Source organism: Caulobacter sp. UNC279MFTsu5.1 (genome assembly GCF_900114015.1).
GTDB lineage: Bacteria > Pseudomonadota > Alphaproteobacteria > Caulobacterales > Caulobacteraceae > Caulobacter.
This window is the reverse complement of sequence record NZ_FORN01000003.1, coordinates 107,385-131,994: the sequence shown is the minus strand read 5'-3', so window position 1 is coordinate 131,994 and position 24,610 is coordinate 107,385. Positions and strand designations below refer to the sequence as shown.

Genomic DNA, 24,610 nt, shown 5'->3' with positions numbered 1-24,610 from the left:
CGCCATGACGCGCGGCGCGGCCCTGGTCACCGGCGCCGGCCGCCGTATCGGCCGAGCCCTGGCGCTCGAAGCCGCGCGGGCCGGGTTCGACGTCGCCGTCCACTACCGCACGGGCCGCGGCGAGGCCCGGGCCGTGGCCGACGAAATCGCGGCCCTGGGCCGCCGGGCCGCCGTTCTCGACGCCGAGCTGACGGACGAGGGCCAGACCGCCGCCCTGATCGGCCGCGCCGCCCAGGCCCTGGGTCCCGTCACCCTGCTGGTCAACAGCGCCTCGACCTTCGAGGACGACCGCCTGGCCACCCTCACCCGCCAGAGCTGGGACACCCATCTGGAGGCCAACCTGCGGGCCCCGGTCGTGCTGGCCCAGGCCCTCGCCGCCGCCCTGCCGGCCGACGCGGAAGGGCAGATCGTCAACATCATCGACCAGCGCGTGCTGCGGCCCAACCCGCAGTTCTTCAGCTACAGCCTGTCCAAGGCCGGCCTGTGGTGGGTCACCCGGACGATGGCCCAGGACCTGGCGCCGCGCATCCGCGTGAACGCCATCGGCCCCGGTCCGACCCTGGCCTCGGCGCACCAGGCGCCCGGCGAGTTCGAGCGCGAGGCCGCCGGCACGCCGCTGGAACGGGCCGTTTCGCCCGACGACATTGCCGGCGCCCTGCGCTACCTCATTGACGCCACGGCGGTCACGGGCCAGATGATCGCGGTCGACGCGGGTCAGCATCTGGGCTGGCGCACGCCGGACATCATCGGTTCCTGAGAGTCGCCGTGGCCGCCCAACCCCTGACCAATGCTCCGAACGACGCGCCCCGGCCAACACCGGCTCGGGTGATCGTCACCAAGGTGTTCGTGCGCGGCCTGAAGGTCGACGCCTGGATCGGGGTCTACGACCACGAGCACGGCCGCCAGCAGCCCCTGGTCATCGACGTCGAGCTGGACGTCGCCGCCAGCCACTGCGAGGACCTGGGCGACACGGTCAATTACGAGACCATCCTGCAGGCCGCCCAGGCCATCGCCGCCGAGGGCCATATCGACCTGGTCGAGACCTTCGCCGAGCGCCTGGCCCAGGCCAGCTTCGCCGACGGCCGCGTGACCCGCGCCCGGGTGCGGGTCGAAAAGCCCCTGGCCCTGGCCCCCCACGCCGCCGCCGCCGGAGTGGAAATCACCGCCGTCCGGGGGTGATGAGCGCGCGCCCCAAAAATGCATTGGGGCACAGCGCCCGCCTCTCCCCCTTCCAGCCCGAGACGGTCTGGACGCTGGAGGGCGCGGAGCTGGTCGAGCGTCGGGGCCGGCGCGAGCAGCGCTTCCCGCTGGCCGCCCTGACCGCCTTTCGCCTGGCCCGGCCGCGCACGGGCGGGCGCCGCCGGGTGCTGACCCTGGCCTTCGGCCGCCGCAAGACGATCCTGACCGCCCAGAGCTATGTCGGCCCCGGCCGGTTCGACGACCGGCTGGCCAGCTTCTCGCTGTTCGCCCGCGCCGTGGCGGCGGTGGCGGCTGACCTCGCGCCCCGGGCGCGGTTCGAGGTGGCCGGGGTGATGGCCGCCCGCGAGGGCCTGACCTGGGTGATGGGCCTGCTGGCCTTCGGCACGGTGGTGATGCTGCTGCTGGCCTTCACCCCCCACATGGCCGGCATGGCGATCGCAATCGCCGCCCGCATGGCCTTCCTGCTGATCCTGCTGGCCGCGGCCCTGCCCTGGCTGGGGCGAGGCCAGGGGCTGGATCCGCATGCCTTGCCGGAGGATTTACTGCCGGGCGGCTAGCGCTCCTTCTTCCGCAAGCGGAGAGGGAAGCGCCGACCTTACGCGACCTTCATTTGCGTTCCCCCGCGATATTGGCGACCATCGTTCCATGAGCGACCCCGCCCCCAATCCCACTGGCGATCCCGCCGTCCCGCCCGCCTTGCAGGACGACAAGACCATGCCCATGGTCGTCTACGGCCTCTACCTGATCGGGCTGTTCAACGGCCTGACGGCCGTGGTCGGGGTGATCCTGGCCTACGCCAGCAAGGCCGCCGCGCCGGAGTGGATCCAGAGCCACTACGTCTTCCAGATTCGCACCTTCTGGCTGTCGCTGCTGTTCGCCGTGATCGGTTGCGTGCTGCTGCCGGTGGGGATCGGCTTCGTGATCCTGCCCGCTGTCGGCATCTGGATGGCGGTGCGATGCATCCTTGGCCTGTCCTGGCTGTTGAAGGGCCAGCCCTATCCCACGCCGCGCAACTGGATGATCTGATGAGCGACGCCGCCCCAGCCGCTTCAATCCCGCCCTCGGGCCACGCCGAGGAGGACAAGGTCCTGCCGATCGTGGTCTACGCCCTGTACCTGCTGGGCTTCACCAACGGCCTGACCTTCCTGGTCGGGCTGATCGTCGCCTACCTCAACCGCGAGGCGGCCGGGCCGATCAACGCCAGCCACTACACCTTCGCGATCCGCACCTTCTGGCTGTCGATCTGGTGGTTCCTGATCGGCCTGGCGCTGTTCCTGGTCGGCCTGGCCCTGGCGGTGCTGCTGATCGGCTTTCCGATCATGGCCGTCGGCGGGGCGATCATGGGGGCGATCGGGGTCTTCTGCGCGGTCCGCTGCATCCTGGGCCTGGTCTATCTGCTGAAGGGCGAGGCCTATCCCCGGCCGCAATCCTGGCTGATCTGACGTCTCTGCTCCCCGCCGCATGGCCGTTTCGCGGGCGCCCGGCCCACGCGGCGCCCGTTATGGCGTCGCTTCGCGCTGCGCCTTCCCCTGGCGGTTGTCACGGCTCGACGCGAGACGGCCGTTGCAGTGACGTGCCGCTCCTTACGAACGCGGTCATGGAGGGGGCGACATGATGGCTCGGCTCGTGGGGGTCGTCCTGGGGACGATCCTGGCGACATCGGGGTACGTCATCGCGGGTTTGGGCGTGCTGGGGGGCTGGGCGCAAAACCTCGATCTTGGACCTTTCGAGCCGCACCGTCCGTTCGTGGGCTGGGCGGCGGCGATCACGGGGGCCGTGCTGCTCGTCGCCGCCCTGACCCCGCGCCCCAAGCGCAAGGCGCGCGGGAGGCCGGCGCCGGCGGACCTGGAGCCGCCGCCGGTCGCGGCCGCCGCGCCGATCCTGGCCGTCGAGCCCGCGCCGGAGCCGGTCGCGCCCGTCGGCGAACCGGCGGCGGCCGAGCCCGAGCCCGAGCCAAAGCCGACGCCGGCCGTGGCGCTCACATCCGAGCCGGCGCCCGAGCCTGCCACGACCGAAACCTTCGACGCCCTCCGCGCCCAGCTGGCGGCGCTGAGCCGCCAGGAGGCCTGGTCCGAGGCGGCCCGGACCCTGAACCGCCTGTTGCGCCTGGCGGACGACGATCGCGAGAAGGCCCTGTCGCGCCTCGACCTGGGCGACTTCGCCCGCGGCCAGGGCCGGCTGGACGACGCCGCCGAGGCCTATGAGGAGGCGGTCGGCCACGCCCGCGACCTGCGCGCCGCCTCGCCGGGTCCCGCCGCCGACGACCTGCTGGCCGGCGCCCTGTCGGGAGTGGGCGACGTGGCCGAGCTGGAAGGCCGCCTGAACGACGCCCTGGCCGCCTTCGAGGAGGCCCTGGCCCTGCGCCGCTCGCACGGCGAAGACGCCGACCCGAACGCCCGCCGGGCCCTGTCGGTGTCGCTGGAACGCCTGGCCGACCTGCGCGAGGACCGCGGCCACCGCATGCGGGCCCTGGATCTCTACCGCGAGAGCTACGACGTGGCGGCCCGGCTGGCGGCGGCCGACCCGGCCCGGTTCGGGGCCGACCTGGCGTCGACCCGGGAGCGGCTGGCGGAGCTGGAGGCGAAGGTGGCGGGGTGACCCCCTCAGTCGCTCCGCGACGGCTCCTCCAGAGGGGGAGCATCCGGGGGAGGTGGCCAGAGGGCCGGAGGGGGCCACCCGCCGAACACAAAAAATCCCGGAGCGCCGAAGCCCTCCGGGATCTTCAATTCAAAGCGCGCGGCGGCCTTAGGCCGCCACCAGCTCCCGCCGCACCAGGCGCGCATATTCGTCCATCAGCGACAGCGACAGCGCGCCCGGCGTGAACCGGAACTCGCCGATCTCCGACACCGGGGTGACCTCGGCGGCGGTGCCGACGATGAAACACTCGGTGAAGTCGGCCAGCTCGCGCTTTTCGATATGGCGCTCGACCACCTGGACGCCGCGCGCCTTGGCGATCTGGATCACCGTCTGGCGGGTGATGCCGTTCAGGATGCAGTCCGGGGTCGGGGTGTGCAGCACCCCGTCCTTGACGAAGAACACGTTGGCGCCGGTCGCCTCGGCGATGTAGCCCCGATAGTCGACCATCATCGCGTCGGCGTAGCCGTCCTTCTCGGCGGCGTGCTTGGAGATGGTGCAGATCATGTAGAGACCGGCGGCCTTGGCGGCGGTTGGAATCGTGTTCGGGGCCGGGCGGTCGTACTTGGCCCAGGTCAGGCGGATGCCCTTGGCCTTGGTCGCCGGGTCGAAATAGCTGGGCCATTCCCACACGGCGATGGCCACGTGGATCTTGGTCTGCTGGGCCGAGACGCCGATCATCTCGCTGCCGCGCCAGGCGATGGGCCGGACATAGCAGTCGGTCAGGCCGTTCTTGGCCGCCGTTTGCTTGCACGCCTCGTCGATCTGCTCCACCGTGTAGGGGATCTTGAAATCGAGGATTTCGGCCGATTTGAACAGGCGCTCGGTATGCTCGGTCAGCTTGAAGATCTCGCCGCCATACATCCGCTCGCCCTCGAACACCGACGAGGCGTAGTGCAGGCCATGCGTCAGTACGTGCACCTTCGCGTCCCGCCAGGCGACGAACTGGCCGTCCAGCCAGATCCAACCATCGCGATCATCGAAGGGAACGAGAGACATCGGTCCAAGACCTCCTTATTTGGAACCCGGTTCTTAGACGCTCCGAGCCGCGGAAGGTCAAATAAAATGGACGCAAGCTGATGGCCGGGCCGCTTTCCTCGGGACCGCCCGCCGGCCCGACCGGGGGCATGTCCGGCGGCTCGACCGACCCGCGCCTGATCCTGGGCGAAGAGCAGCTGGACGGCGGACTGGAGCTGCTGCTGCTGGCCGAGGCGGGCCTGTGGGCGGCGGTCGACGCGGCGCTGGAGGGCGAAGGGCCGGGCCTGGGCCGCTCGCACTGGCGCGCCGCCTTCCTGCTGCGCCGCCGCCCTGGCATCGGAGTCCAGGACCTGTCCAAGCTGACCAGCCTGTCCAAGCAGGCGGCCAGCAAGACCCTGGCGGATCTGCAGCGGCTGAACCTGGCCCGGAAGGCGGCCGGCGACCTGGACGCCCGCCGCCGGCCGGCCGAGCTGACCCCCGAGGGGATCGCCTTCGAATACCGGGTTGCCGAGCGCCTGCGCACCCTGCTGGGCCGCGCCTATCGCACCGGCGGCCTGGACGGGGTGGCGGGGACGCGCCGGATCCTGGCGGCCCTGGCCGGACCGCGCCAAGGCGTCGGCCTCAATCGTCGGGACGGGCTATGACCCCTGAAGAACGCGGCGAGCGCCACCTGCTGGTCGTCGACGACGACGACCGCATCCGCACCCTGCTCAAGGAGTTCCTGACCCGCGCCGGTTTCCGAGTCAGCGCCGCGGCCGACGCCGCCCACGCCGACCGGCTGACCGGGGCGATGGACTTCGACCTGCTGGTGCTGGACGTGATGATGCCGGGCGAGGACGGCTTTTCGTTCACCAAGCGGCTGCGGGCCCGGGGCGGCGAGGCCGGCCAGACGCCGATCCTGATGCTGACCGCCCGCGACCAGACCCGCGACCGGATCGAGGGCCTGACCCACGGGGCCGACGACTACCTGGCCAAGCCGTTCGAGCCGCGCGAGCTGCTGCTGCGCATCGAATCGATCCTGCGCCGCTCCGCGCCCAAGCCGTCCGGTCCCCGCGCGCTGAGCCTGGGGGCCTGCGCCTTCGAGCCCGAGCGCGGCGAGCTGACCCGCAACGGCGAGCCGATCCGCCTGACCGAGGCCGAGGTCGCCCTGCTGCGCCGCCTGGCCCGGGCGGCCCACGCCCCGGTCGATCGCCTGGAGCTGGCCCGCGACACCGTCGACGCCACCGGCCGCGCCGTCGACGTCCAGGTCACCCGCCTGCGCCGCAAGATCGAGCCCGACCCGAAGAACCCGCGGTACCTGCAGACGGTGCGCGGGATCGGCTATCGGCTGGCGCCGGATTGATGGTGGCTCGTTTTCTAAGGCCCATTCGGCGTCTCGGCGATCGAGGGCCCGCCCCTTCATTCCAACCGTCATCCTGGACCTTGTGCCCGCCCCCCCTTGTTCAGCTTCCACGTGAAGCGCAAGCGGTTCGCCGGCGAACCGCCCCCACCACACCTGCGGCGGATAGAGGGATCCCGGGCACAAGGCCCGGGATGACGGTCGATAAATTGGTGGTTCGTGGAGGGAGGCCCTAGATGTTCCGCCTCCGCACCCGGCTCTACATCCCCCGCCAGATCAAGCGGTGGCTGCCGACATCGCTGTTCGGCCGCAGCCTGCTGATCATCGTCCTGCCGGTGGCGGTGATGCAGATCGCCGTCACCTGGGCGTTCTTCGACGCTCACTGGGAGACCGTCACCAGCCGCCTGTCCGAGGGCCTGGCGGGCGACGTCGCCTGGGCGGTGCAGACCTACAAGGACGATCCCTCGCCCCAGGCGCTGGACAAGATGGCCGAGCGGGCCGAGGAGTCGATGTCGCTGTCGATCGCCCTGCAGAAGGGCCGCAAGCTGCCGACCGGCCAGCGGCCGTCGCTGTTCGCCTCGCTGGACCGCTCGCTGCGCACGGCGCTCGAGGACCGGCTGGACGACCCGTTCTGGTTCGACACCACCCGCTATCCCGGCCACGTCGACATCCGCGTGCAGGTCAAGGAAGGGGTGCTGCGGATCATCGCCCCGCGCGACCGGGCCTTCGCCACCCAAGGCCACATCTTCATCCTGTGGATGGTGGTGGCGACCCTGCTGCTGACGGCGGTTGCCATCCTGTTCATCCGCAACCAGGTGCGGGCCATCGAGCGGCTGGCCGACGCCGCCGACGCCTTCGGGCGCGGCATCGATCAGGCCGCCTTCAAGCCGCATGGCGCGCGCGAGGTGCGCATGGCGGCCCAGGCCTTCCTGGCCATGAAGGCCCGCATCCAGCGCCATATCGAGCAGCGCACCGCCCTGCTGGCCAGCGTCAGCCACGACCTGCGCACGCCGCTGACCCGACTGAAGCTGGAGATCGCCCTGGCCGAACCCAGCCCGCAGCTGGAGGCCATGGCGCGCGATCTCTCCGAAATGGAGCATATGATCGACGAGTACCTGGCCTTCGCGCGCGGCGAGGGCGGCGAGGAGGCTCGCGAGGTGCTGCTGCGGCCGCTGATCGAGGGCGTCTGCGAGGGCGCCCAGCGGGCAGGGGCCAGGGTCGAGCTGTCGATCGGCGACGACCTGACGGCGATCCTGCGGCCCCAGGCCTTCAAGCGGGCCCTGGCCAACCTGATCGACAACGCCGCCGCCCATGGCGAGACCGTGCGGGTCTCGTCCACCGCCGCCCCGGCCGGCGGGGTGTGGATCTTCGTCGATGACGACGGCCCCGGCATTCCCGAGGACCGCCACGAGGAGGCCTTCCGCCCGTTCAACCGCTTGGACGAGTCGCGGAACCAGAACGAGAAGGGCGTCGGCCTGGGCCTGGCCATCGCGCGGGACATGGCCCGGGGCCTGGGCGGCGAGCTGACGCTGCAGCGCTCGCCGATGGGAGGGCTGCGGGCGGTGTTGCGGTTGCCGGGCTAGGCAGGCGCGGCGGGACGCCCCCTCCGTCACGCTGCGTATCCGCAGCGCGCCACCTCCCCCGCGATGCGGGTGAGGAGAAATCGGCGCTGACCTTTTCCTCCCCCGTGCAACGGGGGAGGTGGCGGGCGAAGCCCGACGGAGGGGGCGTCCGGCCCTCCCTACCGCATCGCCGCCTCGATGAACCGCGGCCCCGGCTCCCTCATCGCCCGCGCCATCGCCGCATCGAACGCCTCGGCCGTCTCGACCCGCTCGGCGGGCAGGCCCAGGCCGCCCGCCACCGACACCCAGTCGATGCGCGGGTCGGAAAGGTCCAGCAGCCGCGACGCCGCCGGGCCGGGCTCGCCGCCGCCGGTGCGGCCCATCTCAATGCCGAGGATGCGGTAGGCGTGGTTGGCGAACACCACCACGGTCACGTCCAGCCGCTCGCGGGCGATCGTCCACAGGCCCTGCACCGTGTACATCCCCGCCCCGTCGCCGTTCAGGCTCAGGACCTTGCGATCGGGACAGGCCACCGCTGCCCCGATGGCCAGCGGGATCCCCTGGCCAATCGCCCCGCCGGTCAGGGACAGCCAGTCGTGGGCCTGGGCGTTGCGGGTCTGGGTGAAGATCGGCAGGCCGGCGGTCACCGCGTCGTCGGAGATTATCGCGCCAGCCGGCATGTGGCGGGCGATCGCCGCGCCGATCGCCCAGGCGTCCAGCTTGCCGGCCGGGGCCGGCGGCGCGGTGTAGGGCTCGACCGCGCCCGCCGTCGGGGCGTCCAGCGCATCGGCCAAGGCTTCGAGGGCGGCCGCCGCGTCGGTTCCCCGGTCGCTCAGCGCCAGGGTCGCGCAGCCGTCAGGAACCAGCACGCTGGGCCGGTCGGGATAGGCGAAGAAGGCCACCGGCGCGGTGGTGGCGACCAGCACCATCAGGTCGACGCCGTCCAGGTCCTTCAGGGCCTGCTCGCCGAAATAGGGCAGCTTGTCGGGTCGGAAGCGGCCCTCGCCGCGTGCCTGGCGGGCGGTGAAGGTGTCGGTCAGCACCCGCACGCCGCTCGCCGCGATCCGCCCGGCCGCGGCGATGGCCGCCTCGCCGCACGCGCCGCTTCCCAGCAGCAGCACCGGCTTTTCGGCGGCCTTCACGGCCTTGGCCACGGCGGCGACGGCGGCCGGGTCGGGCGCGCGGAAGCGGGGCCGTTCGATCACCGGCCCCGGCACCTCGGTTTCGTTCCAGGCGCTGTCGGCGGGCAGGATCAGGCAGGCGTTTCCGCCCGGCGCGCCGAGGCTGGCGGCCACCGCCTCGGCGGCTAGCGGCCCGACCGCGTCGGCGCTGTCGGCCGACCGGACCCAGACGGAATTGGGCGCGGCCAGGGCGGCGATGTCCGAGTTCAGCGGCGCGTCGTACCGGCGATGATCGACGGCGTGGTCGCCAATGACGTTGACGATCGGGGTGAAGGCGCGGCGGGCGTTGTGCAGGTTGGCCGCGCCGTTGGCGTAGCCGGGCCCCAGGTGCAGCAGGGTGCAGGCCGGCGTCCCGGTCATCCGCCCATAGCCGTCGGCCGCCCCGGTCGCCACGCCCTCGAACAGGCACAGCACGCTGCGCATGCGCGGCTCGCGGTCCAGGGCGGCGACGAACTGCATCTCGCTGGTGCCGGGATTGGCGAAACAGGCGGTGACGCCGTTGTCGGCCAGGGCGGTGATCAGGGCGTCGGCGCCGTTCATGCGTGGTCTTTCCAGTCCAAAATCCCCTGTCATCCCGGACGAAGCGCGCGGCGCGAAGATCCAGGACCGACGCGTGAACTCAACGCTTCCGGCGATCGCGGATCGGCGCCCGGCTTCACCGGACTTGTCCGGGATGACACCTCAGAAGAATACGAAAACGCCCTCGTCCGGCTCATCGGCGAACAGCCGCTCGATCTCCGCCGGCCGCCGCTCCCGGGCCATCGCCTGGTTGATATAGCCCTTGTCGGTCAGCTCGCCGCTAGCCGCGTCGGGCGCGCCGTCCAGGATCAGGGCGCGGATCACCTTGCCGCCGCCCTTGGCCAGGCCGTTCAGCCGTTCCAGCCCGGCCCGGATCGCGGCCCGCACCGCCTCGGGATCGCCGATCCGCGAAGCCGCCTTGGGGTCGAGGAACAGCATCAGCCCCGCCCCCTCGCGGCCCTCGCCGCAGACCACCGCGTCCGACACCACGCCGGCGATCGCCGAGACCGCCGCCACCCGCAGGGCGCCGGCGACCACGAACGTGCCGTTGGCCAGCTTGAAGTTCTCGACCAGCCGTCCGTCGAACACCAGGCCGGCGGAGGGGTCCAGCCGGTCGGCCAGCCTGGCCGCGTCGCCCAGCCGGTAGAAGCCGTCCTCGTCGAACGCCGCCGCCGAGGCCTCGGCCATGTCGAGATAGCCGGGCGAGACCTGCGGGCCCTTCACGCGGATCTCGAACTTGTCGGGCGGACCGTCGAGGGCCGGAACCAGCTTGATCGCCGTGCCGGGCGTGGGCAGGCCGATCATGCCGGAGCGGGCGTTCAGCCAGTGGATATTGCAGGCGGTCGGCCCGGTCTCGGTGGCGCCGTAGCCGGCCGCGAAGGTCACCCGATGGCCGATCGTCCGGACCGCCACGGCCTGGACGCGGTCGAGGATCGACTGGGCCATCGACGCCCCGCCGTACTGCAGCACCCGCACCTTCTCGAAGAACCGGGCCGCCAGGGCGGGGTCGCGCTCCAGCTCCCCGACCAGCAGGCCCCAGCCGGCCGGGACCATGTTGTGATAGGTGGTGGCGACCTCGCGCAGGTTCCGGACGGTCTCGTCGAACCGGCCGCCAGCCAGCGGCTGGCCAGCGTCGATGTACAAGGTCCCGCCCCGGTGCAGCACCATGTGCAGGATGGCGTTGGCCCCTAGGCTGTGGCTCCAGGGCGCGGAATTGACCAGCACCGGCGGGTCGGGATCCTCGTAGCAGGCGGCGATCTGGGCGGCGTTCAGGGCGATGTTGGCGTGGGTGCAGATCACCGCCTTGGGCCGGCCGGTCGAGCCGGAGGTCAGCAGCAGCTTGGCGACGTCGTCAGGGCGGCAGACCGGCGACTGGGGCTCGGAGTCCAGCAGGACCTCGAACGCGACGTCGCCCTCGCGGGCGTTGCGGCTGGCGATCACCGGCGACCCGGCCAGGAACGGCGCGGCCAGGGCGTGGGCGAAGGCCTCGGCGTCGTCGACATAGACCGCCGCCGGCTTCAGCCGCTCGACCGCGAAGGCCAGGCGGGAGAGCTCCGCGCCCTTCAGGCCGTACTGCGGCGACACCGGCGCGATCGGCGCGCCCAGGCTCATGGCCGCATAGCCGATCAGGGCGTTGTCGATCCCGTTGCGGGCCAGGATCAGCAGCGGCTTGCCGCGCGACAGGCCCAGGCCGGCTAGCCCGCCGGCCAGGCGGGCGACCTGGGCGGCCGCCTCGGCGTAGGTCACGCTCCGCCACCCCGCCGCGCCCTCACAGCCCTCCTCACGGGGCCGCTCGGCCAGCCAGACGCGGTGCGGGGCCTGCGCGGCCCAGCGGACCAGCGGCGCGGTCACGGTCTGGACGGTGGTCGAATAGGGGGTGGGATTGCGCAGGATCAGGACGTCGCCGCGCCGCTCGACCTCCAGCGCCCGGGCCGCGTAGCGGGCGTCGCGAAACGGCGCGTGGGTCTCTGACGTCCCATCCATGAGAGGAGTGTTAACCACCGAGGGGCGGGTGGCAATGGCCACCCAATGATCCGCTCATCCCGGCGAATGCCAGGATGAGCGGTTTAGGGATGGGCCGCCCGCCCCCTTCTCCGCTCGAGCCACAGCCGTTCGGCCGGCGCCGGGTCCAGGGCCAGGGCCCGGTCGTAGGCCGCCAGCGCCTCGCCGTCCCGTCCCAGCCGAGCCAGCAGGTCGGCGCGCACCGCGTGGAAGGGGCCGAAGTCGCGGAAGGCCACCGAATCCAGCCAGTCCACCTCGGCCAGGGCCAGGGCGGGGCCCGAGACCTCGGCCACCGCCACGGCGCGGTTCAGCCGCACCACCGCGTCGTCGCGCCAGGTCAGCAGGGCGTCGTAGAGGGCCAGCACGGTCGGCCAGGGCGGAGGCTCGTCCAGGCTGGCGCGCGAGCACCAGGCCGCGTGGATGGCCGCCTGCAACTGCCTGGGCCCCGGGTGGCGACGGCGGGCGGCGGCGTGCAGCAGGGCCTCGGCCTGGTCGATCAGCGGCCGCCGCCACAGGGCGGGGTCCTGTTCGGACAGCGGCGTCATCGCCCCGCCCTCGTCCAGCCGGGCCGGGCGGCGGGCCTCGGCGTAGCGGACCAGGGCGGCGAAGGCCAGGCACTCGGGCTCGTCGGGCAGCAGGTCGGCCAGCACCGCGGTCAGGTCCAGCATCTCCTTGGCGTAGCCGGCGTGCTGGCCAGCCCCGGCCGCGTCCTCGTGGGCCTTGGCGTAGGCGATCTCCAGGGTCGACAGCACCGCCCCGATCCGCTCCGGCCAGGCCTCGGGACCGGGGACCTCGAAGGCGACGCCGGCCTCGGCGATCTTGCGCTTGGCCCGCACCAGCCGCTGGGCCAGGGTCGGCTCGGCGACCAGGAAGGCCCGGGCGATCTCCTGGGTGGACAGGCCGCAGACCAGGCGCAGGGTCAGGGCCGCGCGGGCGTCGGGGGCCACGGCCGGGTGGCAGCAGACGAAAATCAGCCGCAGCCGCTCGTCGGGGATCAGGCGGGCGTCGTCGATCATCGCGTCCTCCGCGCTGGGGGGCGGCTGCGGCGGATCGGGAACCAGCCGGGTCCGCACGCCGCGCCGCCGCAGCATGTCCAGCGCCCGCCGCTGGGCGACGCTGTAGAGCCAGGCGGCCGGGTCGCGTGGCTCGCCGCCCCCTTCGGCGCCAAATGCCGGCCAGGCCTGGGCGGCGTTCAGGCAGGCCTCGGCGAAGGCCTCCTCGGCCAGGTCCAGGTCGCGGAATTTGGCGGCCAAGGCGGCGATCACCCGCCCGCCGTGCGTCCGCGCCGCCTGGTCGAGAAGGCTCCTGGCCATGACGGTCAGGTGGTTCCGTCGATCACCGGCCGGACCTCGACCGAGCCGTCGCCCGCCATCGGCAGCTTGCGGGCCCAGGCCAGGGCGGCGTCCAGGTCGGGGACCTCGATCAGATAGAAGCCGCCCAGCTGCTCCTTGCTCTCGGCGAACGGCCCGTCGTGCAGGCCGCACTGGCCGGCGCCGCGGCGCACGGTGGTGGCGGTGTTGGCGGTCTTCAGACCGGCCCCGCCGCGGATCAGGCCCTTCTCGGCCAGTTCGGCGGCGAAGGCCTCGTGTTGGGCGATGATCTCCCGCCAGGCGCGGCCGTTCTCGTCGCGATAGACGGTCTCGTCTTCATAGATCAGCAGGGCGTATTGCATGGATAGGTCCTCCTCGACAGCCGGGCCGGCAGGGGGCGGCCCGGTCTCGGATCAGAGACGGGGCAGCCTGGCCGGACTCGACATCCGCCGGCAAGTTTTCACGTCGGCCCACGAGTTTTCACGTCGGATTGTGCACGATGGCCCGGACCTCGACCTTGCCGCCCTGGATCTGCGGGATCTTCTGCGCCCAGGCCTCGGCGGCCGCCATGTCCGGCGCCTCGACCAGATAGAAGCCGGCCAGTTGCTCCTTGGTCTCGGCGAACGGCCCGTCATGGACCACCCGGCCCCTGGCGGTCTGGGCGATGGTGCGGGCCGACGGGGTGTCGGCCAGCCGCGCGCCCAGCCAGGCCATGCCGCTGGCCCGCAGCTCGTCCTGCAGCGCCTCGTGCGCGGCGATGACGCCCGCCTTGACGGCCTCGGTCTCCGGCCGCGCCCACTCGGCCTCGCTGGAATAGATCATCAGCAGGTACTTCATCGAACCCTCCGTCGGCGCACGGCGCGCGCCCTCGCAGGAAGACGCGCGAGGCGGGCGGAATTCGACAGGGTGTGGTGAAGAAAGTCGAGAGGGGTGAACACCTGCCCCCTACGGGTCGCTTCGCGACCGTCTTCCCCCAGAGGGGGAAGAGCCTCAAGCGCGAAGGCTCCGCCCCCTATGGGGGCGGACAGGCGGCGCAGCCGCCAGGTGGGGGCAAGCAGGCAGGCCTACCCCGCCAGCGTCTCCAAGAACCGCACCGGGGCCCCCGTCCCTTCCGCCACGATCTCGTCGTCGCGCATCACTACGGTCCCGCGCACGATGGTCGCCACCGGCCAGGCCTTGGCCTCGAAGCCGTCGAACGGGGTCCAGCCCGAGCGGGTGGCCATCCAGTCGTGGGTGATGGTCCGCCGGGCCTTCAGGTCGACGATGGTGAAGTCGGCGTCGAAACCCTCGGCGATGCGGCCCTTGTCGGCCAGGCCGAAGATCCGGTTGACGCCATGGCTGGTCAGGTCGACGAAGCGCTCCAGGCTCAGCCGGCCGTCCACCACGTGGGTCAGCATGATCGGCACCAGGGTCTGGACGCCGGGCATGCCCGACGGCGAGGCCGGATAGGGCCGGGCCTTCTCCTCGCGGGTGTGGGGGGCGTGGTCGGAGCCCAGCACGTCGGCGATGCCGGTCTCGATCCCGCGCCAGACCCCGGCCACGTGTTCGGCCGAGCGGATCGGCGGGTTCATCTGGGCGAAGCCCTTCAGCCGCTCATAGGCCTCCGGCGCCACCAGGGTCAGGTGCTGGGGCGTGACCTCCACGCTGGCCACGTCCTTGTGCTTGGCCAGGAAGTCGATCTCCTGATGGGTAGTCACGTGCAGCACGTGGATGCGCTTGCCCAGCGACTTGGCGATGCGGACCAGGCGCTCGGTCGACTGCATCGCCGCCTGGGCGTCGCGGACCTCCGGGTGGCTGGTCCAGTCGCCGGGCCGGGCCAGGCTGCGGCGCTCGGCCAGGCGGTATTCGTCCTCGGAGTGGAAGGCGGCGCGGCGGTTCACATGCCGCAGCACGTTCTCGACGCCCTCGTCATCCTGGACCAGCAGGGTGCCGGTCGAGGCGCCCATGAACACCTTGATGCCGCAGCAGCCCGGCAGGCGCTCCAGCTCGCCCAGGAAGGTGGCGTTCTCGTGGGTGCCGCCGACATAGAAGGCGTGGTCGGTGTGCATGCGGCCCCTGGCGCGGGCCAGCTTGTCGGCCAGGGCGTCGGGGTCGGTGGTGGTCGGCTCGGTGTTGGGCATCTCGAACACCGCGACCACCCCGCCCAGGGCAGCGCCGCGCGAGCCGCTCTCCAGGTCTTCCTTCCACTCCAGGCCCGGCTCGCGGAAGTGGACCTGGCTGTCGATCACGCCCGGCAGGACGGTCAGGCCGGTTGCATCGAAGATCTCGCCGGCGCTGGCCTGGGAAAGGTCGCCGATCGCGACGATCTTGCCGTTCCGCACTCCGATGTCGGTGAAGCCGCGTCCCGCGTGATTGACCACCTCGCCGCCGCGCACGATCAGGTCGAAGGTCTGGGTCATGGGGCGGCTCCTGCCAGGATTTCGGGAAGGCTGGAGGCGGTCTAGGAGCCCGCCCCCACCGCCGCAAGCAAATATCGCCCGCTTCCGACATTGACCGCCGCGCGCGACGGGCGCACCTCCCCGTCGTCTTCCTCAAGCGCGACGAGGCCCCGATGGACTTTTCCCAACTTCAGGCCGCCAGCAAGGTCACGGACGAGTGGAAGTATCCGCAAGCCGCGCCCAACCGCACCGGCATGCTGCGGGTCGACCAGGCGCCCGACCACACGCTCTACTGGGAGGAATACGGCAATCCGAAGGGCGAGCCAGTGATGTTCCTGCACGGCGGGCCGGGCGGGGCCTGCGCGCCAGTGATGTCGCGGTTCTTCGATCCGGCCCGCTACCGCGTGATCCTGTTCGACCAGCGCGGCTGCGGCAAGAGCACGCCGACCGTGGCCTCGCACGGACCGGCCGTCGCCCTGGTCCGCAACGACACCGACCACCTGGTGGCCGACATCAACCGCCTGCGCGACGCCCTGGACATCACCGGGCCGATGCACGTGTTCGGCGGCAGCTGGGGCAGCACCCTGGCCCTGGTCTACGCCATCCGCCATCCCGAGCACGTGGCCTCGCTGATCCTGCGCGGCATCTTCCTGGGGACGCGCGAGGACCTGCTCTACATGTACCAGGGCAATGCGGCGGCGTTCGCCGACACGCCCTACGCCCTGACCGAGCCGGGCGCCTATGTGACCTATCCCGACGAGTGGAAGGCCTTCGTCGAGCAGATCCCGCCCGAGCAGCGCGGCGACATGATGGGGGCGTACAAGGCGATCTTCGACGCCAAGCCCGGCGATGACGCGGGACGACAGGCCCAGCTGCGCGCGGCCGTGGCCTGGTCGGTCTGGGAGGGGGCGATCTCGAACATGATCCCCGAGACGGGCGACCCGGGAAAGTTCGGCGAGGCCGACTTCGCCCTGTGCTTCGCCCAGATCGAAGCCCACTTCTTCGCCAACAACCTGTTCCTGGAGCCGGACTACATCGTCCGCAACGTCGAGCGGATCGCGCGGCTGCCGATCCACATCGTCCACGGCCGCTTCGACCAGGTCTGCCCGCTGACCCAGGCCTCGCGGCTGGTCGCGGCGCTGGAAACGGCGGGTGCGACGCCGGCGACCTACGTGCGCACCAACGCCGGCCACAGCGCCATGGAGGGACAGACCGTGCTGGCCCTGACGGCGATCATGGACGGGCTGGCGAGGCTGTGATCACTCCGCTCATCCCGGCGTTCGCCGGGGTGAGCGGATCAAAAAGCAAAGACGCCAACGACGTCCTAGGTGCGATCCGCCTCGATCGCATCCTCGGAAGTCGAGGTTTCGACCGACCCGTGGGCGGCGTCCTGCGCTACGTCCTCCACCACCGCCTGCAGCTCCGGCGTCGCCGCCGCGTCCTCGACGGTCGGTTCCGGCGCATTCGTCTCGACCAGGGCCTCCGGCGCGGCCTCGACCGCCGCCGCCTTCACCTCGGCCAGCAGCGCCTTGGCGGCTCGCACCACCGTGGCCACCGGCAGGTCGCTCATGTGGCGGATGGCCTGGGACAGGTCCGGGTCGACGGCCAGGAACTGGTCGAACGAGCGCGGGCCGCGCACGGCCTTAGTCAGCGGGCCCCACGGGCCGTAGCGGCGCTCGTCGGAGGGACCGAACAGGCCGATCGTCGGAACGCCCGCCGCGGCGGCGATGTGCATCAGACCGCTGTCGTTGCCGATGAACAGGTCGGCGCGCTTCAGGGCCGCATAGGCGGTCAGGAGGTCCACCTTGCCGGTCAGGTCGACATAGCGGCCGCGGGCCGAGGCCATGCGCAGCTCCTCGACCATCCGCTCGTCGCCGGGCCCGCCCAGGATCATCAGCCGCCCGCCCGCCAGCGGACCGCCGGGGGCCAGCAGCTGCTGGGCGGTCTGGGCGAAACGCTCGATCGGCCAGATCTTGCCCACCCAGTTGGAGGCCGGGCCGACAGCCAGGATTGGGCCGGCCGGCTCACCCGGGCGGGGCGCCAGCAGCTGGTCGGCCAAGGCCTGGACCTCGGGCGTGATGTAGAGGTGCGGGGCCGGCGGATCGCCCTCCAGCTTCAACACCTTGGCGGCCTCGACCACCTTGTGGATCGGCTCGCCGGTGTTGCGTTTCCAGACGGCGCGTTTCTCGCGGCGCAGGAAATAGGCCGTACCGGATCCGCGCAAGTCGACGACCAGGCCCCACTTCCTGTGGCGCACCTGGTTCCACAGCTTGAACCAGTGGCCCTTGCCCTTGCCCTTCTCCATGACGATCACCCGGTCCAGGCCGGGCACATGGGCGAACAGCGGCGCGGCCAGCGGTCCGGAGACGATGGTGAAGCGGGCGTTGGGGATCTGGTCGGCGAGAAACTTGATCAGGCCGGACGACAGCACGGCGTCGCCGATCCGCGTGGCGGTGATGAAGAGAATCGGGAAGGCCCGCTGTGTCATCCGTCCTTGTATAGGGCCACCGGCGAGTCGGCGCATCCCTCGATAACGGCTCAGCTTTCTATTCGTTAAGGACTGGCGCGCGTGCGTCCTTAGCGCCACATGTGCAGGCATGACCAAGCCTAGCATCGCGCTCCTTTCCAGCCGCGCCGTCATCGTCGCCTCCGGCCCCGACGCCGCGAGCTTCCTCAACGGCCTGCTGACCCAGACAGTCGAGCCGGGAGAACTGCGCTTCGCGGGCCTGCTGACCCCGCAGGGGCGGCTGCTCCACGACCTCTTCGTCGCCGCCGCCGGCGAGACCGTGCTGCTGGACGTCGCGGCCGAGCATCGCGACGCCGTACTGGCGCGCCTAGCCCTATACAAGCTGCGGGCCAAGGTCGAGCTGAAGGCCAGCGACCTGAAGGTCTACGCCCTGTTCGGCTTTGAGCCGGACGCGATCGACGGATATCCCGCCGATCCGCGCCTTCCGGCGCTCGGCTGGCGCTTCTATGGCGACACCCTGAACACTAACGCCACGGAGGACGACTACGACGCCCATCGCCTGGCCCTGGGCGTTCCCGGCCCCGCCGACTGGGGGACCGACAGGACCTATCCGATCGAGGCCAATTTCGACCTACTGAACGGCATCGACTTCAAGAAGGGCTGCTTCGTCGGCCAGGAGACGACCAGCCGCATGAAGCGGCGCGGGACGATCAAGAACCGCATGCTGCCGATCGCCTTCGACGGCCCCGCCCCCGCCGTCGGGACCGAGGTGCTGGCCGGCGAGCTTCGGGCAGGCGAGGTGCTGTCGGGCCGCGACGGTCGGGCCATGGCCCTGCTACGCCTGGACCGCATCGACGGCGCGGACCTGACGGTCGACGGACGGGCGGTGACGGTGGACTGGCCGGACTGGGTTCCGGCGCCGGAACCTGCTTCCTAAGCTCGAAGCGCGAGCGCGCGTTCACGAAAAGTTCTGGAAATTCCCGGAAACCTCGGCCAAGCTCCCACCCATGACCGAGATCCAACGCTGCACCTGGCGCGGCATGAACGGCGACCCGTTCTACGAGGCTTATCACGACACCGAATGGGGCGTGCCGGAGTACGACTCCCGCGCCCTGTGGGAAAAGCTGGTGCTGGACGGGTTCCAGGCCGGGTTGTCGTGGATCACCATCCTGCGCAAGCGCGAGGCCTTCCGCGCCGCCTTCGCCAATTTCGATCCCGACAAGGTGGCCAGGTTCGGCGACGCCGACCGCGCCCGGCTGATGGCCGACGCCGGCATCATCCGCTCGAACGGCAAGATCGACGCGGCGATCTCGGGCGCCCGGATCTATTGCGACATGCGCGAGCGGGGCGAGGACTTCGCCACGCTGCTGTGGGGCATGACCGGGGGCAAGCCGGTCCAGAACCACTGGGTCGGCGGCGACGTCCCGGCCCAGACGCCCCTGGCCGTCGACATGGCCAGGATGCTCAAGGCCAAGGGCTTCAAATACTGCGGCCCGGTGATCGTCTACGCCTTCATGCAGGCCACGGGCCTGGTCAACGACCACCTGACGACCTGTTTCCGGCACGAGGCCTGCCGCAAGCTGGCGCGGTAGCCCCTTTTCCGGGCTCTCGTCATGATCCTGTCGGCCCTCTGACGCTCTACTGTTGCGAGAATCGGGCAATCAGGCGCAGTGGAGAGCTTCACCATGCGCCCCGCTCGAATCCCTTCCAGACGCCTCGCGGCGCTCACGGCGATGGTCGTGGTCGGCGCCGGGCCGGCGTTCGCCGAACCCTCGGCGGAGCCGCGGGGGCCCGACCTGCGGGGCCGGCTCTACGACTGGGCCGACGGCGTGCTGGTGGTGGCGCACCGGGCCTGCCATGCGCCGGCGCCCTCGCGCGGGATGACGGCGGCCCTGCCGGAAAACTCGCTGGCGGCGCTGGACCGCTGCGTGGCCCTGGGCGTCGACATGGTCGAGATCGACATTCGCCGCACCGTCGACGGTGCGCTGGTGGTCATGCACGACCCGACCGTCGACCGCACCACCAACGGCCATGGCCGGGTTTCCGAGATGAGCCTGCGGGAGGTCAAGGCGCTGCGCCTGAGGTCCCCGAACGGCGGCCCGGCCGAGGCCCCGCCGACCCTGGGGGAATATCTGGCGCGGGCCCAGGGCCGCATCCTGGTCAATCTCGACGTCAAGGAGCCGATCGCCGAGCCGGTGGCCCAGGTGGTCCTGGCCAGCGGGGCCGCCGGTCAGGTCCTGGTCAAGGCCCGGGCCGAGGCGGGCGCGGCCCCGATGGCCGACCTGCCGCCCTACAGCGGCCTGGCCTTCATGCCGATGGTCGGCGCCGTCAACGGGCGCGCCCTGGGCGATCCGGCCGGGATCACCGCCCTGCAGGTGCTGGCCGAGAACCGCATCCCGGCGATCGAGCTGTGCGACCTGCGGCGCTCGGAGTTCAAGGCCGTGCGGGCCGCGGCGCGGCTGGCGCGGGTGCGGCTGTGGAGCAACGCCCTGGCCGGCAAGGGCCTGAAGGGGTTCTGGACGCGGGTGCGAGCCGGCGGCGCGGCGGCCGACGGGCGACGGACCTGGGCGCGACTGATCGGCGACGGCGTCAGCGTCATCCAGACCAACCGGCCCGCCGCCCTGCTCGACTATCTCGACGCCCGGGGCCTGCGCGGCCACGCCCCGCCCGTCGTCAACGCCGCGCTGTAGGCGCGCCCCAGGGCTCGCCCAGTCGCCGCCAGCCGTCGTCCAGGCGCAGCGTCTCGGTCGGGAAGACGACGGCGACGCCCGGACGATTCTCGGCGGCGGCGCGGATCTCGCGACACCTTAGCGGTCAAGTGGATTTATTACGCACGTAATCTTCTAGAGCGACGCGGTGAGCTGGCCGGAGGTCTCCGCCGCCAGCGCCTCGAGCACCTGGGCGAAGCCCGTGCGGCAGACGAAGCCCAGCCGCGCCGCGGCCCGGGAGGGGTCGTAGACCCGGTCGATGCTGTCGAACATCGTCCAGCCGCGCCGGGCGTAGAGCTCTGGGTAGCCCGGGAAGCAGCGGGCCACGACGTCGGGCGCGTCGGCGATCAGCGCCTCGGCGTCGGAGCGCGAGAACGGCGGCGGGGCCGAGACGATGAACAGGTCGAAACCCAGGTCCGGGGCGCGCTCCAGGGCCAGCAGATGGGCCCGCGCGGCGTCCTCGACGGTCAGGCGGCGAAACAGCAGCTCGTTGGCCTTGGTGTTCTCGTCGGACTGGACGATGGCGTGGGCCATGTCATCGGCCTCGGGAAAGAACCGGCTGGTGCGCAGGACCACCACCGGCAGGCCGTGCTCGCGGTGGACCAGCCGGCACAGTTGCTCGGCCGCCAGCTTGGTGATCCCGTAGATGTTGCGCGGCTGGACGGGACTGTCCTCGGTCAGCCACTCGGCCGCCCGCGCCCCACCCGCCGCCCCGGCCCGGATCCGCTCGCAGATCATCAGCGAGGTGGTCGAGGTGAAGACGAAGCGCCCCACGCCCTGGGCGACCGCCTCCTCCAGCAGGTTTAGCGTGCCGGTGACGTTGACGTCCACGAAGGCCTGGCGGTCGAAGCGTTCGATGTCGGGCTTGTGCAGGGCTGCGGAATGGATCACCGCCTCGATCGCGTGGTCGCCCAGGACCTGGCGGACCAGGGCGCGATCAGCGACCGATCCGACCACCGCCGTCTCGGGCGACGGGACGACGTCCAGCCCGGTCACCGCATGGCCGGCGGCGCGCAGGGCCGGCCCCAGGGTCCGCCCAAGCCAGCCCGAGGATCCGGTCAACAACACGCGCATGGACAGCCTCCGTTCACGGGACCGCCTGATCGCATCCCCGGTTGGCGCGGCGAACGCATAAGTTATTCTGCGGCCATGGACGCCCCGATCTCGGACATGCCGACACCGCCTCACGCCCTGGGCCGCTCGCTGCGCGCCTGGCGGGTGGCGCGGCGGGTCAAGCAGGCCCACGCCGCCGAGGTCCTCGGCGTCTCCCAGGCCACCGTCTCGCGCTGGGAGAGCGGCGCCCAGGTCCCGTCGCCGCGCGAAGCCGGGCGCCTGGCCGACCTGCTGGCCGCCCGCCCCGGATCCGACGCCGACCGCGCCCTGCTCGACCTGGTCGAAAGCTCGTCCGAACGGGTCCACCTGATCTGCGACCTGTCGCACCGCCTGCTGGCCGCCTCGCCGTCCCGCGGCCGCGAATGGGGCCTGCCGAAGGAAGACCTGATCGGCGCGTCGCTGTGGCGCTACGCCAGCGCCGCGATCGTCGCGGCCGAAGCGGGTTTGGGCGAGGCCGGCTGGTACGAGCCCCTGGCGCCCGCCCTGACGGTCGAGACCGGTCCCAACGGCTCCAACGCCGTGCCGATCCGTCCGGGCCGAATGGACTGGACCCGCCTGCGGCTGTCGGACGGCCGTTTCGCGCGGTTGGTGCGCACGCACGGTCTTCCCCCGGTCCCTCGAAACGGATTATGAGCCCTCCCGTGCCCAAGTCCCCCGCCCTTGCCCGCACGGGTCCCGACATGATGCTGGAAGCCGCCTGCGGCCCCGGCCATGTCTGCGGCGTGGACGAGGCCGGGCGCGGGCCGTGGGCCGGGCCGGTCAGCGCCGCGGCGGTGATCCTGGACCCGACGCGCATCCCCAAGGGCCTCGACGACTCCAAGAAGCTGACCGCCAAGGCGCGCGCCGCCCTGGAGATCGAGATCAAGCAGGTCGCGGTCGCCTGGTGCGTGGGCTTGGCCAGCGTCGAGGAGATCGCGGAACTCAACATCCTGCATGCCGCCGGCCTGGCGATGCGTCGGGCCGTCGAGGGCCTGTCCGTCCGGCCGGCCATGGCCCTGGTCGACGGCAACTACGCCTTCAAGCTGCCCTGCGGGGTCAAGACGGTGGTCAAGGGCGACAGCCTGTCGTGCTCGATCGCCGCGGCCTCCATCCTGGCCAAGGAGGCCCGCGACCGGATCATGGTCGAGATGGACGCGGTCTATCCCGGCTACGGCTTCGCCGGCCACAAGGGCTATCACGCCGCCGTCCATGTCGAAGGCCTGCGCAGGCTGGGCCCCTCGCCGATCCACCGGATGGGCTGGGCGCCGGTCAAGCTGGCGCTTTCAGGCGAGCTGAGGGCGGGCGAGCTGAGGGCGGGCGAGCTGGCGCTAGGCGACCTGGACGACCTTGCGGCGGCCGCGCTTGACGACGACCTCGGCGCCTAGGGCGTAGTCCAGCAGCACCACCCCGCGTTCCAGCGCCTCGACGCCGTTCAGGCGCATGTCGCGCAGGCCGCGCGACGATCGTGGAAACAGCGACCGCCCCTCGCCCAGCAGCACCGGCGCGACCAGCAGCTCCAGCCTGTCCAGCGCCCCGACCTCGATCATGCCCGCCATCAGCCGGCCGCCGCCGACCACCCAGACGTCGCCGTCGTCGAGGCCGCGCAGGTGGTCGACCAGGGCCGGCAGGCCGTCCGTCCAGAACCGGGTCTTCTCGCGCACGCTGGCGCCGCGTCCGGAAGTCAGCACCAGGGCGCGCTTGCCGGCATAGGGCCAGCCGATCCCCAGGCTGGGGATCAGGTCGTAGGTGCGCCGGCCCATCACCACCGTCCCGACCTGGTCGATGAACCGCTGGTAGCCGTGGTCGACCGACCCGAACGGCGCCAGCGCTTCGACGCTCCCGTCGGGATCGGCGACATAGCCGTCCAGGCTGGCGGCGATCAGTCCGCGAATGACGGCCATGGCTCCCCGGAAAACAGGCGTGAAAATCAGGCCGCCAGCATTTCAGAACAATACGAGAACATCAAGCATCCAGCTGACATGGCTGACTTTTCTGAGTCCGATCGGACTCAGAGCGCGCCGCGATGCAGGGTTAACAGGCCGGTAACCATGCCCGTTCACTCCGGCGTAACCATCAAGACTCATGATTCCGCTCAGTGTTTTTGACGGGAAGCGGACATGTCCTTCGGGCCTGAAACCATCATCCAGGGCGACTGCATCGAGGCGATGAACGCCCTGCCCGAGAAGTCCGTGGACCTGATCTTCGCCGATCCGCCCTATAACCTACAGCTGGGCGGCGATCTGCTGCGGCCCGACAATTCCAAGGTCGACGCGGTCGACGACCACTGGGACCAGTTCGAAAGCTTCGCCGCCTACGACAAGTTCACCCGCGAGTGGCTGAAGGCCGCCCGGCGGGTGCTGAAGGACGACGGCGCGATCTGGGTGATCGGCAGCTACCACAACATCTTCCGCGTCGGCGTGGCCGTGCAGGACCTGGGCTTCTGGATCCTCAACGACGTGATCTGGCGCAAGTCCAACCCCATGCCCAACTTCAAGGGCACCCGCTTCGCCAACGCCCACGAGACCCTGATCTGGGCCTCCAAGAGCCAGGGCGCCAAGCGCTACACCTTCAACTACGACGCCCTGAAGATGGCCAATGACGAAGTGCAGATGCGCTCGGACTGGACCCTGCCGCTGTGCACCGGCGAGGAGCGCATCAAGGGCGCCGACGGGAACAAGGCCCATCCGACCCAGAAGCCGGAAGCCCTGCTCTACCGGGTGATCCTGTCGACCACCAAGCCGGGCGACGTGATCCTGGACCCGTTCTTCGGCGTGGGCACCACCGGCGCGGCCGCCAAGCGGCTGGGCCGCCGGTTCGTCGGCATCGAGCGCGAGGCCGAATACATCGCCCACGCCAAGGAACGCATCGCCAAGGTCACGCCGATCGCGCCGCAGGACCTGGACGTCATGGGCAGCAAGCGGGCCGAACCGCGCGTGCCGTTCGGCACGATCGTCGAGGCCGGCCTGCTCAATCCGGGCGACACCCTCTACTGCGCCAAGGGCGCCCACGCGGCCAAGGTCCGGCCGGACGGCTCGATCAGCGTCGGCGACCTGTCGGGCTCGATCCACAAGGTCGGCGCCCTGGTGCAGTCGGCCCCGGCCTGCAACGGCTGGACCTACTGGCACTTCAAGACCGACAAGGGCCTAGCCCCGATCGACGTCCTGCGGTCGCAGGTGCGGGCGGGAATGAACTAGCTCCAATTCCGCTCGTCCCGGCGAATGCCGGGATGAGCGGTTTCCTG

Annotated in this window: 26 protein-coding genes; 16 read left to right on the top strand and 10 right to left on the bottom strand. The window is 71.3% G+C overall.

All coding sequences use genetic code 11. From position 1 onward, the window contains the following. The first annotated feature begins 4 nt into the window (after positions 1-4). From BM066_RS02030 to BM066_RS27250, 6 genes are all read left to right on the top strand, one after another. Positions 5-757 (top strand): SDR family oxidoreductase, encoded by a 753-nt coding sequence (locus tag BM066_RS02030; RefSeq protein WP_018061693.1) that lies wholly within the window; start codon positions 5-7, stop codon positions 755-757. A 23-nt stretch (positions 758-780) separates the two neighbouring features. Beyond that, on the top strand, positions 781-1,179 hold the full coding sequence (gene folB / locus BM066_RS02025; protein ID WP_089924133.1) for a dihydroneopterin aldolase: 399 nt from the start codon (positions 781-783) through the stop codon (positions 1,177-1,179). Then, positions 1,179-1,757, top strand: a complete 579-nt coding sequence (locus BM066_RS02020; RefSeq protein ID WP_089923995.1) for a hypothetical protein — start codon at positions 1,179-1,181, stop codon at positions 1,755-1,757. The genes folB and BM066_RS02020 overlap by 1 nt, the downstream gene beginning before the upstream one ends. A gap of 88 nt (positions 1,758-1,845) precedes the next feature. Continuing rightward, positions 1,846-2,226, top strand: coding sequence for a DUF4870 family protein (locus tag BM066_RS02015; protein WP_018060988.1), 381 nt, complete (start codon positions 1,846-1,848; stop codon positions 2,224-2,226). After that, complete coding sequence (locus BM066_RS02010; protein WP_089923992.1) at positions 2,226-2,642, top strand: DUF4870 family protein; 417 nt, start codon at positions 2,226-2,228, stop codon at positions 2,640-2,642. The genes BM066_RS02015 and BM066_RS02010 overlap by 1 nt, the downstream gene beginning before the upstream one ends. Before the next feature lie 169 nt (positions 2,643-2,811). Then, a complete protein-coding gene (locus tag BM066_RS27250) occupies positions 2,812-3,798 on the top strand; it encodes a hypothetical protein (protein ID WP_089923990.1) in 987 nt (328 codons plus the stop codon). 147 nt (positions 3,799-3,945) lie between these two features. Here BM066_RS27250 and BM066_RS02000 read toward each other — a convergent pair whose 3' ends face one another. Next, entirely contained in the window at positions 3,946-4,833 is an 888-nt protein-coding gene (locus BM066_RS02000) for a branched-chain amino acid aminotransferase (RefSeq protein WP_089923987.1), read from the bottom strand. A 128-nt stretch (positions 4,834-4,961) separates the two neighbouring features. Here BM066_RS02000 and BM066_RS01995 point away from each other — a divergent pair, with 128 nt between their 5' ends. The 3 genes from BM066_RS01995 to BM066_RS01985 all read left to right on the top strand — a co-directional run bounded on the left by BM066_RS01995 (position 4,962) and on the right by BM066_RS01985 (position 7,734). Further along, on the top strand, positions 4,962-5,456 hold the full coding sequence (locus BM066_RS01995; protein ID WP_089924130.1) for a MarR family winged helix-turn-helix transcriptional regulator: 495 nt from the start codon (positions 4,962-4,964) through the stop codon (positions 5,454-5,456). Beyond that, complete coding sequence (locus tag BM066_RS01990) at positions 5,453-6,154, top strand: response regulator (protein ID WP_089923983.1); 702 nt, start codon at positions 5,453-5,455, stop codon at positions 6,152-6,154. The genes BM066_RS01995 and BM066_RS01990 overlap by 4 nt, the downstream gene beginning before the upstream one ends. 233 nt (positions 6,155-6,387) lie before the next feature. Further along, positions 6,388-7,734 carry a sensor histidine kinase gene (locus BM066_RS01985; protein WP_089923980.1) on the top strand — a complete coding sequence of 449 codons (1,347 nt, stop codon included), beginning with the start codon at positions 6,388-6,390 and terminating at the stop codon, positions 7,732-7,734. 158 nt (positions 7,735-7,892) lie between these two features. On the opposite strand, the gene BM066_RS01980 is transcribed toward BM066_RS01985, so the two are convergent. The 6 genes from BM066_RS01980 to BM066_RS01955 all read right to left on the bottom strand — a co-directional run bounded on the left by BM066_RS01980 (position 7,893) and on the right by BM066_RS01955 (position 15,123). After that, positions 7,893-9,434, bottom strand: coding sequence for an acetolactate synthase large subunit (locus BM066_RS01980; protein ID WP_089923977.1), 1,542 nt, complete (start codon positions 9,432-9,434; stop codon positions 7,893-7,895). A gap of 141 nt (positions 9,435-9,575) precedes the next feature. After that, positions 9,576-11,396, bottom strand: a complete 1,821-nt coding sequence (locus BM066_RS01975; protein ID WP_089923975.1) for a feruloyl-CoA synthase — start codon at positions 11,394-11,396, stop codon at positions 9,576-9,578. Between the two features lie 83 nt (positions 11,397-11,479). Then, the gene (locus BM066_RS01970; protein ID WP_089923970.1) at positions 11,480-12,727 is read right to left on the bottom strand and encodes an RNA polymerase sigma factor; all 1,248 of its coding nucleotides are present in this window, start codon (positions 12,725-12,727) and stop codon (positions 11,480-11,482) included. A gap of 5 nt (positions 12,728-12,732) precedes the next feature. After that, positions 12,733-13,086, bottom strand: a complete 354-nt coding sequence (locus tag BM066_RS01965) for a YciI family protein (protein WP_089923968.1) — start codon at positions 13,084-13,086, stop codon at positions 12,733-12,735. Between the two features lie 118 nt (positions 13,087-13,204). Further along, positions 13,205-13,561 (bottom strand): YciI family protein, encoded by a 357-nt coding sequence (locus tag BM066_RS01960; RefSeq protein WP_089923965.1) that lies wholly within the window; start codon positions 13,559-13,561, stop codon positions 13,205-13,207. A 227-nt stretch (positions 13,562-13,788) separates the two neighbouring features. Next, positions 13,789-15,123 carry a dihydroorotase gene (locus BM066_RS01955; protein ID WP_089923962.1) on the bottom strand — a complete coding sequence of 445 codons (1,335 nt, stop codon included), beginning with the start codon at positions 15,121-15,123 and terminating at the stop codon, positions 13,789-13,791. Positions 15,124-15,275: 152 nt separating this feature from the next. Between BM066_RS01955 and pip the strand changes: the two genes are divergently transcribed. Further along, on the top strand, positions 15,276-16,361 hold the full coding sequence (pip, locus tag BM066_RS01950; protein ID WP_089923959.1) for a prolyl aminopeptidase: 1,086 nt from the start codon (positions 15,276-15,278) through the stop codon (positions 16,359-16,361). Between the two features lie 65 nt (positions 16,362-16,426). Here pip and BM066_RS01945 read toward each other — a convergent pair whose 3' ends face one another. Continuing rightward, the gene (locus BM066_RS01945) at positions 16,427-17,590 is read right to left on the bottom strand and encodes a glycosyltransferase family 9 protein (protein WP_089923957.1); all 1,164 of its coding nucleotides are present in this window, start codon (positions 17,588-17,590) and stop codon (positions 16,427-16,429) included. A gap of 109 nt (positions 17,591-17,699) precedes the next feature. Between BM066_RS01945 and BM066_RS01940 the strand changes: the two genes are divergently transcribed. The 3 genes from BM066_RS01940 to BM066_RS01930 all read left to right on the top strand — a co-directional run bounded on the left by BM066_RS01940 (position 17,700) and on the right by BM066_RS01930 (position 20,259). Next, entirely contained in the window at positions 17,700-18,506 is an 807-nt protein-coding gene (locus BM066_RS01940) for a CAF17-like 4Fe-4S cluster assembly/insertion protein YgfZ (RefSeq protein WP_089923954.1), read from the top strand. Between the two features lie 70 nt (positions 18,507-18,576). Next, positions 18,577-19,161: a DNA-3-methyladenine glycosylase I gene (locus BM066_RS01935; RefSeq protein ID WP_089923951.1), complete on the top strand. Its 585-nt coding sequence runs from the start codon at positions 18,577-18,579 to the stop codon at positions 19,159-19,161. A 93-nt stretch (positions 19,162-19,254) separates the two neighbouring features. Continuing rightward, positions 19,255-20,259, top strand: coding sequence for a glycerophosphodiester phosphodiesterase family protein (locus BM066_RS01930; protein ID WP_089923948.1), 1,005 nt, complete (start codon positions 19,255-19,257; stop codon positions 20,257-20,259). A 153-nt stretch (positions 20,260-20,412) separates the two neighbouring features. Here the strand turns inward: BM066_RS01930 and BM066_RS01925 are convergent, their stop codons facing one another. Beyond that, positions 20,413-21,351, bottom strand: a complete 939-nt coding sequence (locus BM066_RS01925; RefSeq protein WP_089923945.1) for an NAD-dependent epimerase/dehydratase family protein — start codon at positions 21,349-21,351, stop codon at positions 20,413-20,415. 96 nt (positions 21,352-21,447) lie between these two features. Here BM066_RS01925 and BM066_RS01920 point away from each other — a divergent pair, with 96 nt between their 5' ends. Both BM066_RS01920 and BM066_RS01915 read left to right on the top strand, forming a co-directional pair. Further along, positions 21,448-22,023, top strand: coding sequence for a helix-turn-helix domain-containing protein (locus BM066_RS01920; RefSeq protein WP_089924127.1), 576 nt, complete (start codon positions 21,448-21,450; stop codon positions 22,021-22,023). Further along, the gene (locus tag BM066_RS01915) at positions 22,020-22,754 is read left to right on the top strand and encodes a ribonuclease HII (RefSeq protein ID WP_177218356.1); all 735 of its coding nucleotides are present in this window, start codon (positions 22,020-22,022) and stop codon (positions 22,752-22,754) included. Before BM066_RS01920 ends, BM066_RS01915 begins: the two co-directional genes overlap by 4 nt. Here the strand turns inward: BM066_RS01915 and BM066_RS01910 are convergent. Continuing rightward, positions 22,698-23,270 (bottom strand): dihydrofolate reductase family protein, encoded by a 573-nt coding sequence (locus BM066_RS01910; RefSeq protein WP_089923942.1) that lies wholly within the window; start codon positions 23,268-23,270, stop codon positions 22,698-22,700. The two genes, BM066_RS01915 and BM066_RS01910, sit on opposite strands and share 57 nt — an antisense overlap. A gap of 216 nt (positions 23,271-23,486) precedes the next feature. Here BM066_RS01910 and BM066_RS01905 point away from each other — a divergent pair, with 216 nt between their 5' ends. Then, entirely contained in the window at positions 23,487-24,563 is a 1,077-nt protein-coding gene (locus BM066_RS01905) for a site-specific DNA-methyltransferase (RefSeq protein ID WP_089923939.1), read from the top strand. Positions 24,564-24,610 lie beyond the last annotated feature (47 nt).

What these genes read in the sequence shown, in the direction of transcription:
- BM066_RS01920 (WP_089924127.1), top strand. Translation starts at nt 21,448, where the DNA reads ATGCCGACACCGCCTCACGCCCTGGGCCGCTCGCTGCGCGCCTGGCGG.
- BM066_RS01965 (WP_089923968.1), bottom strand. Translation starts at nt 13,086, where the DNA reads ATGCAATACGCCCTGCTGATCTATGAAGACGAGACCGTCTATCGCGAC.
- BM066_RS02000 (WP_089923987.1), bottom strand. Translation starts at nt 4,833, where the DNA reads ATGTCTCTCGTTCCCTTCGATGATCGCGATGGTTGGATCTGGCTGGAC.
- BM066_RS01945 (WP_089923957.1), bottom strand. Translation starts at nt 17,590, where the DNA reads ATGACACAGCGGGCCTTCCCGATTCTCTTCATCACCGCCACGCGGATC.
- BM066_RS02020 (WP_089923995.1), top strand. Translation starts at nt 1,179, where the DNA reads ATGAGCGCGCGCCCCAAAAATGCATTGGGGCACAGCGCCCGCCTCTCC.
- BM066_RS01985 (WP_089923980.1), top strand. Translation starts at nt 6,388, where the DNA reads ATGTTCCGCCTCCGCACCCGGCTCTACATCCCCCGCCAGATCAAGCGG.
- BM066_RS01940 (WP_089923954.1), top strand. Translation starts at nt 17,700, where the DNA reads ATGACCAAGCCTAGCATCGCGCTCCTTTCCAGCCGCGCCGTCATCGTC.
- BM066_RS01930 (WP_089923948.1), top strand. Translation starts at nt 19,255, where the DNA reads ATGCGCCCCGCTCGAATCCCTTCCAGACGCCTCGCGGCGCTCACGGCG.
- BM066_RS01980 (WP_089923977.1), bottom strand. Translation starts at nt 9,434, where the DNA reads ATGAACGGCGCCGACGCCCTGATCACCGCCCTGGCCGACAACGGCGTC.
- BM066_RS01935 (WP_089923951.1), top strand. Translation starts at nt 18,577, where the DNA reads ATGACCGAGATCCAACGCTGCACCTGGCGCGGCATGAACGGCGACCCG.
- BM066_RS01970 (WP_089923970.1), bottom strand. Translation starts at nt 12,727, where the DNA reads ATGGCCAGGAGCCTTCTCGACCAGGCGGCGCGGACGCACGGCGGGCGG.
- pip (WP_089923959.1), top strand. Translation starts at nt 15,276, where the DNA reads ATGGACTTTTCCCAACTTCAGGCCGCCAGCAAGGTCACGGACGAGTGG.
- BM066_RS01905 (WP_089923939.1), top strand. Translation starts at nt 23,487, where the DNA reads ATGTCCTTCGGGCCTGAAACCATCATCCAGGGCGACTGCATCGAGGCG.
- BM066_RS27250 (WP_089923990.1), top strand. Translation starts at nt 2,812, where the DNA reads ATGATGGCTCGGCTCGTGGGGGTCGTCCTGGGGACGATCCTGGCGACA.
- BM066_RS02015 (WP_018060988.1), top strand. Translation starts at nt 1,846, where the DNA reads ATGAGCGACCCCGCCCCCAATCCCACTGGCGATCCCGCCGTCCCGCCC.
- BM066_RS01955 (WP_089923962.1), bottom strand. Translation starts at nt 15,123, where the DNA reads ATGACCCAGACCTTCGACCTGATCGTGCGCGGCGGCGAGGTGGTCAAT.
- BM066_RS02030 (WP_018061693.1), top strand. Translation starts at nt 5, where the DNA reads ATGACGCGCGGCGCGGCCCTGGTCACCGGCGCCGGCCGCCGTATCGGC.
- BM066_RS01960 (WP_089923965.1), bottom strand. Translation starts at nt 13,561, where the DNA reads ATGAAGTACCTGCTGATGATCTATTCCAGCGAGGCCGAGTGGGCGCGG.
- BM066_RS01915 (WP_177218356.1), top strand. Translation starts at nt 22,020, where the DNA reads ATGAGCCCTCCCGTGCCCAAGTCCCCCGCCCTTGCCCGCACGGGTCCC.
- BM066_RS01995 (WP_089924130.1), top strand. Translation starts at nt 4,962, where the DNA reads ATGTCCGGCGGCTCGACCGACCCGCGCCTGATCCTGGGCGAAGAGCAG.
- BM066_RS02010 (WP_089923992.1), top strand. Translation starts at nt 2,226, where the DNA reads ATGAGCGACGCCGCCCCAGCCGCTTCAATCCCGCCCTCGGGCCACGCC.
- BM066_RS01990 (WP_089923983.1), top strand. Translation starts at nt 5,453, where the DNA reads ATGACCCCTGAAGAACGCGGCGAGCGCCACCTGCTGGTCGTCGACGAC.
- BM066_RS01910 (WP_089923942.1), bottom strand. Translation starts at nt 23,270, where the DNA reads ATGGCCGTCATTCGCGGACTGATCGCCGCCAGCCTGGACGGCTATGTC.
- BM066_RS01975 (WP_089923975.1), bottom strand. Translation starts at nt 11,396, where the DNA reads ATGGATGGGACGTCAGAGACCCACGCGCCGTTTCGCGACGCCCGCTAC.
- BM066_RS01925 (WP_089923945.1), bottom strand. Translation starts at nt 21,351, where the DNA reads ATGCGCGTGTTGTTGACCGGATCCTCGGGCTGGCTTGGGCGGACCCTG.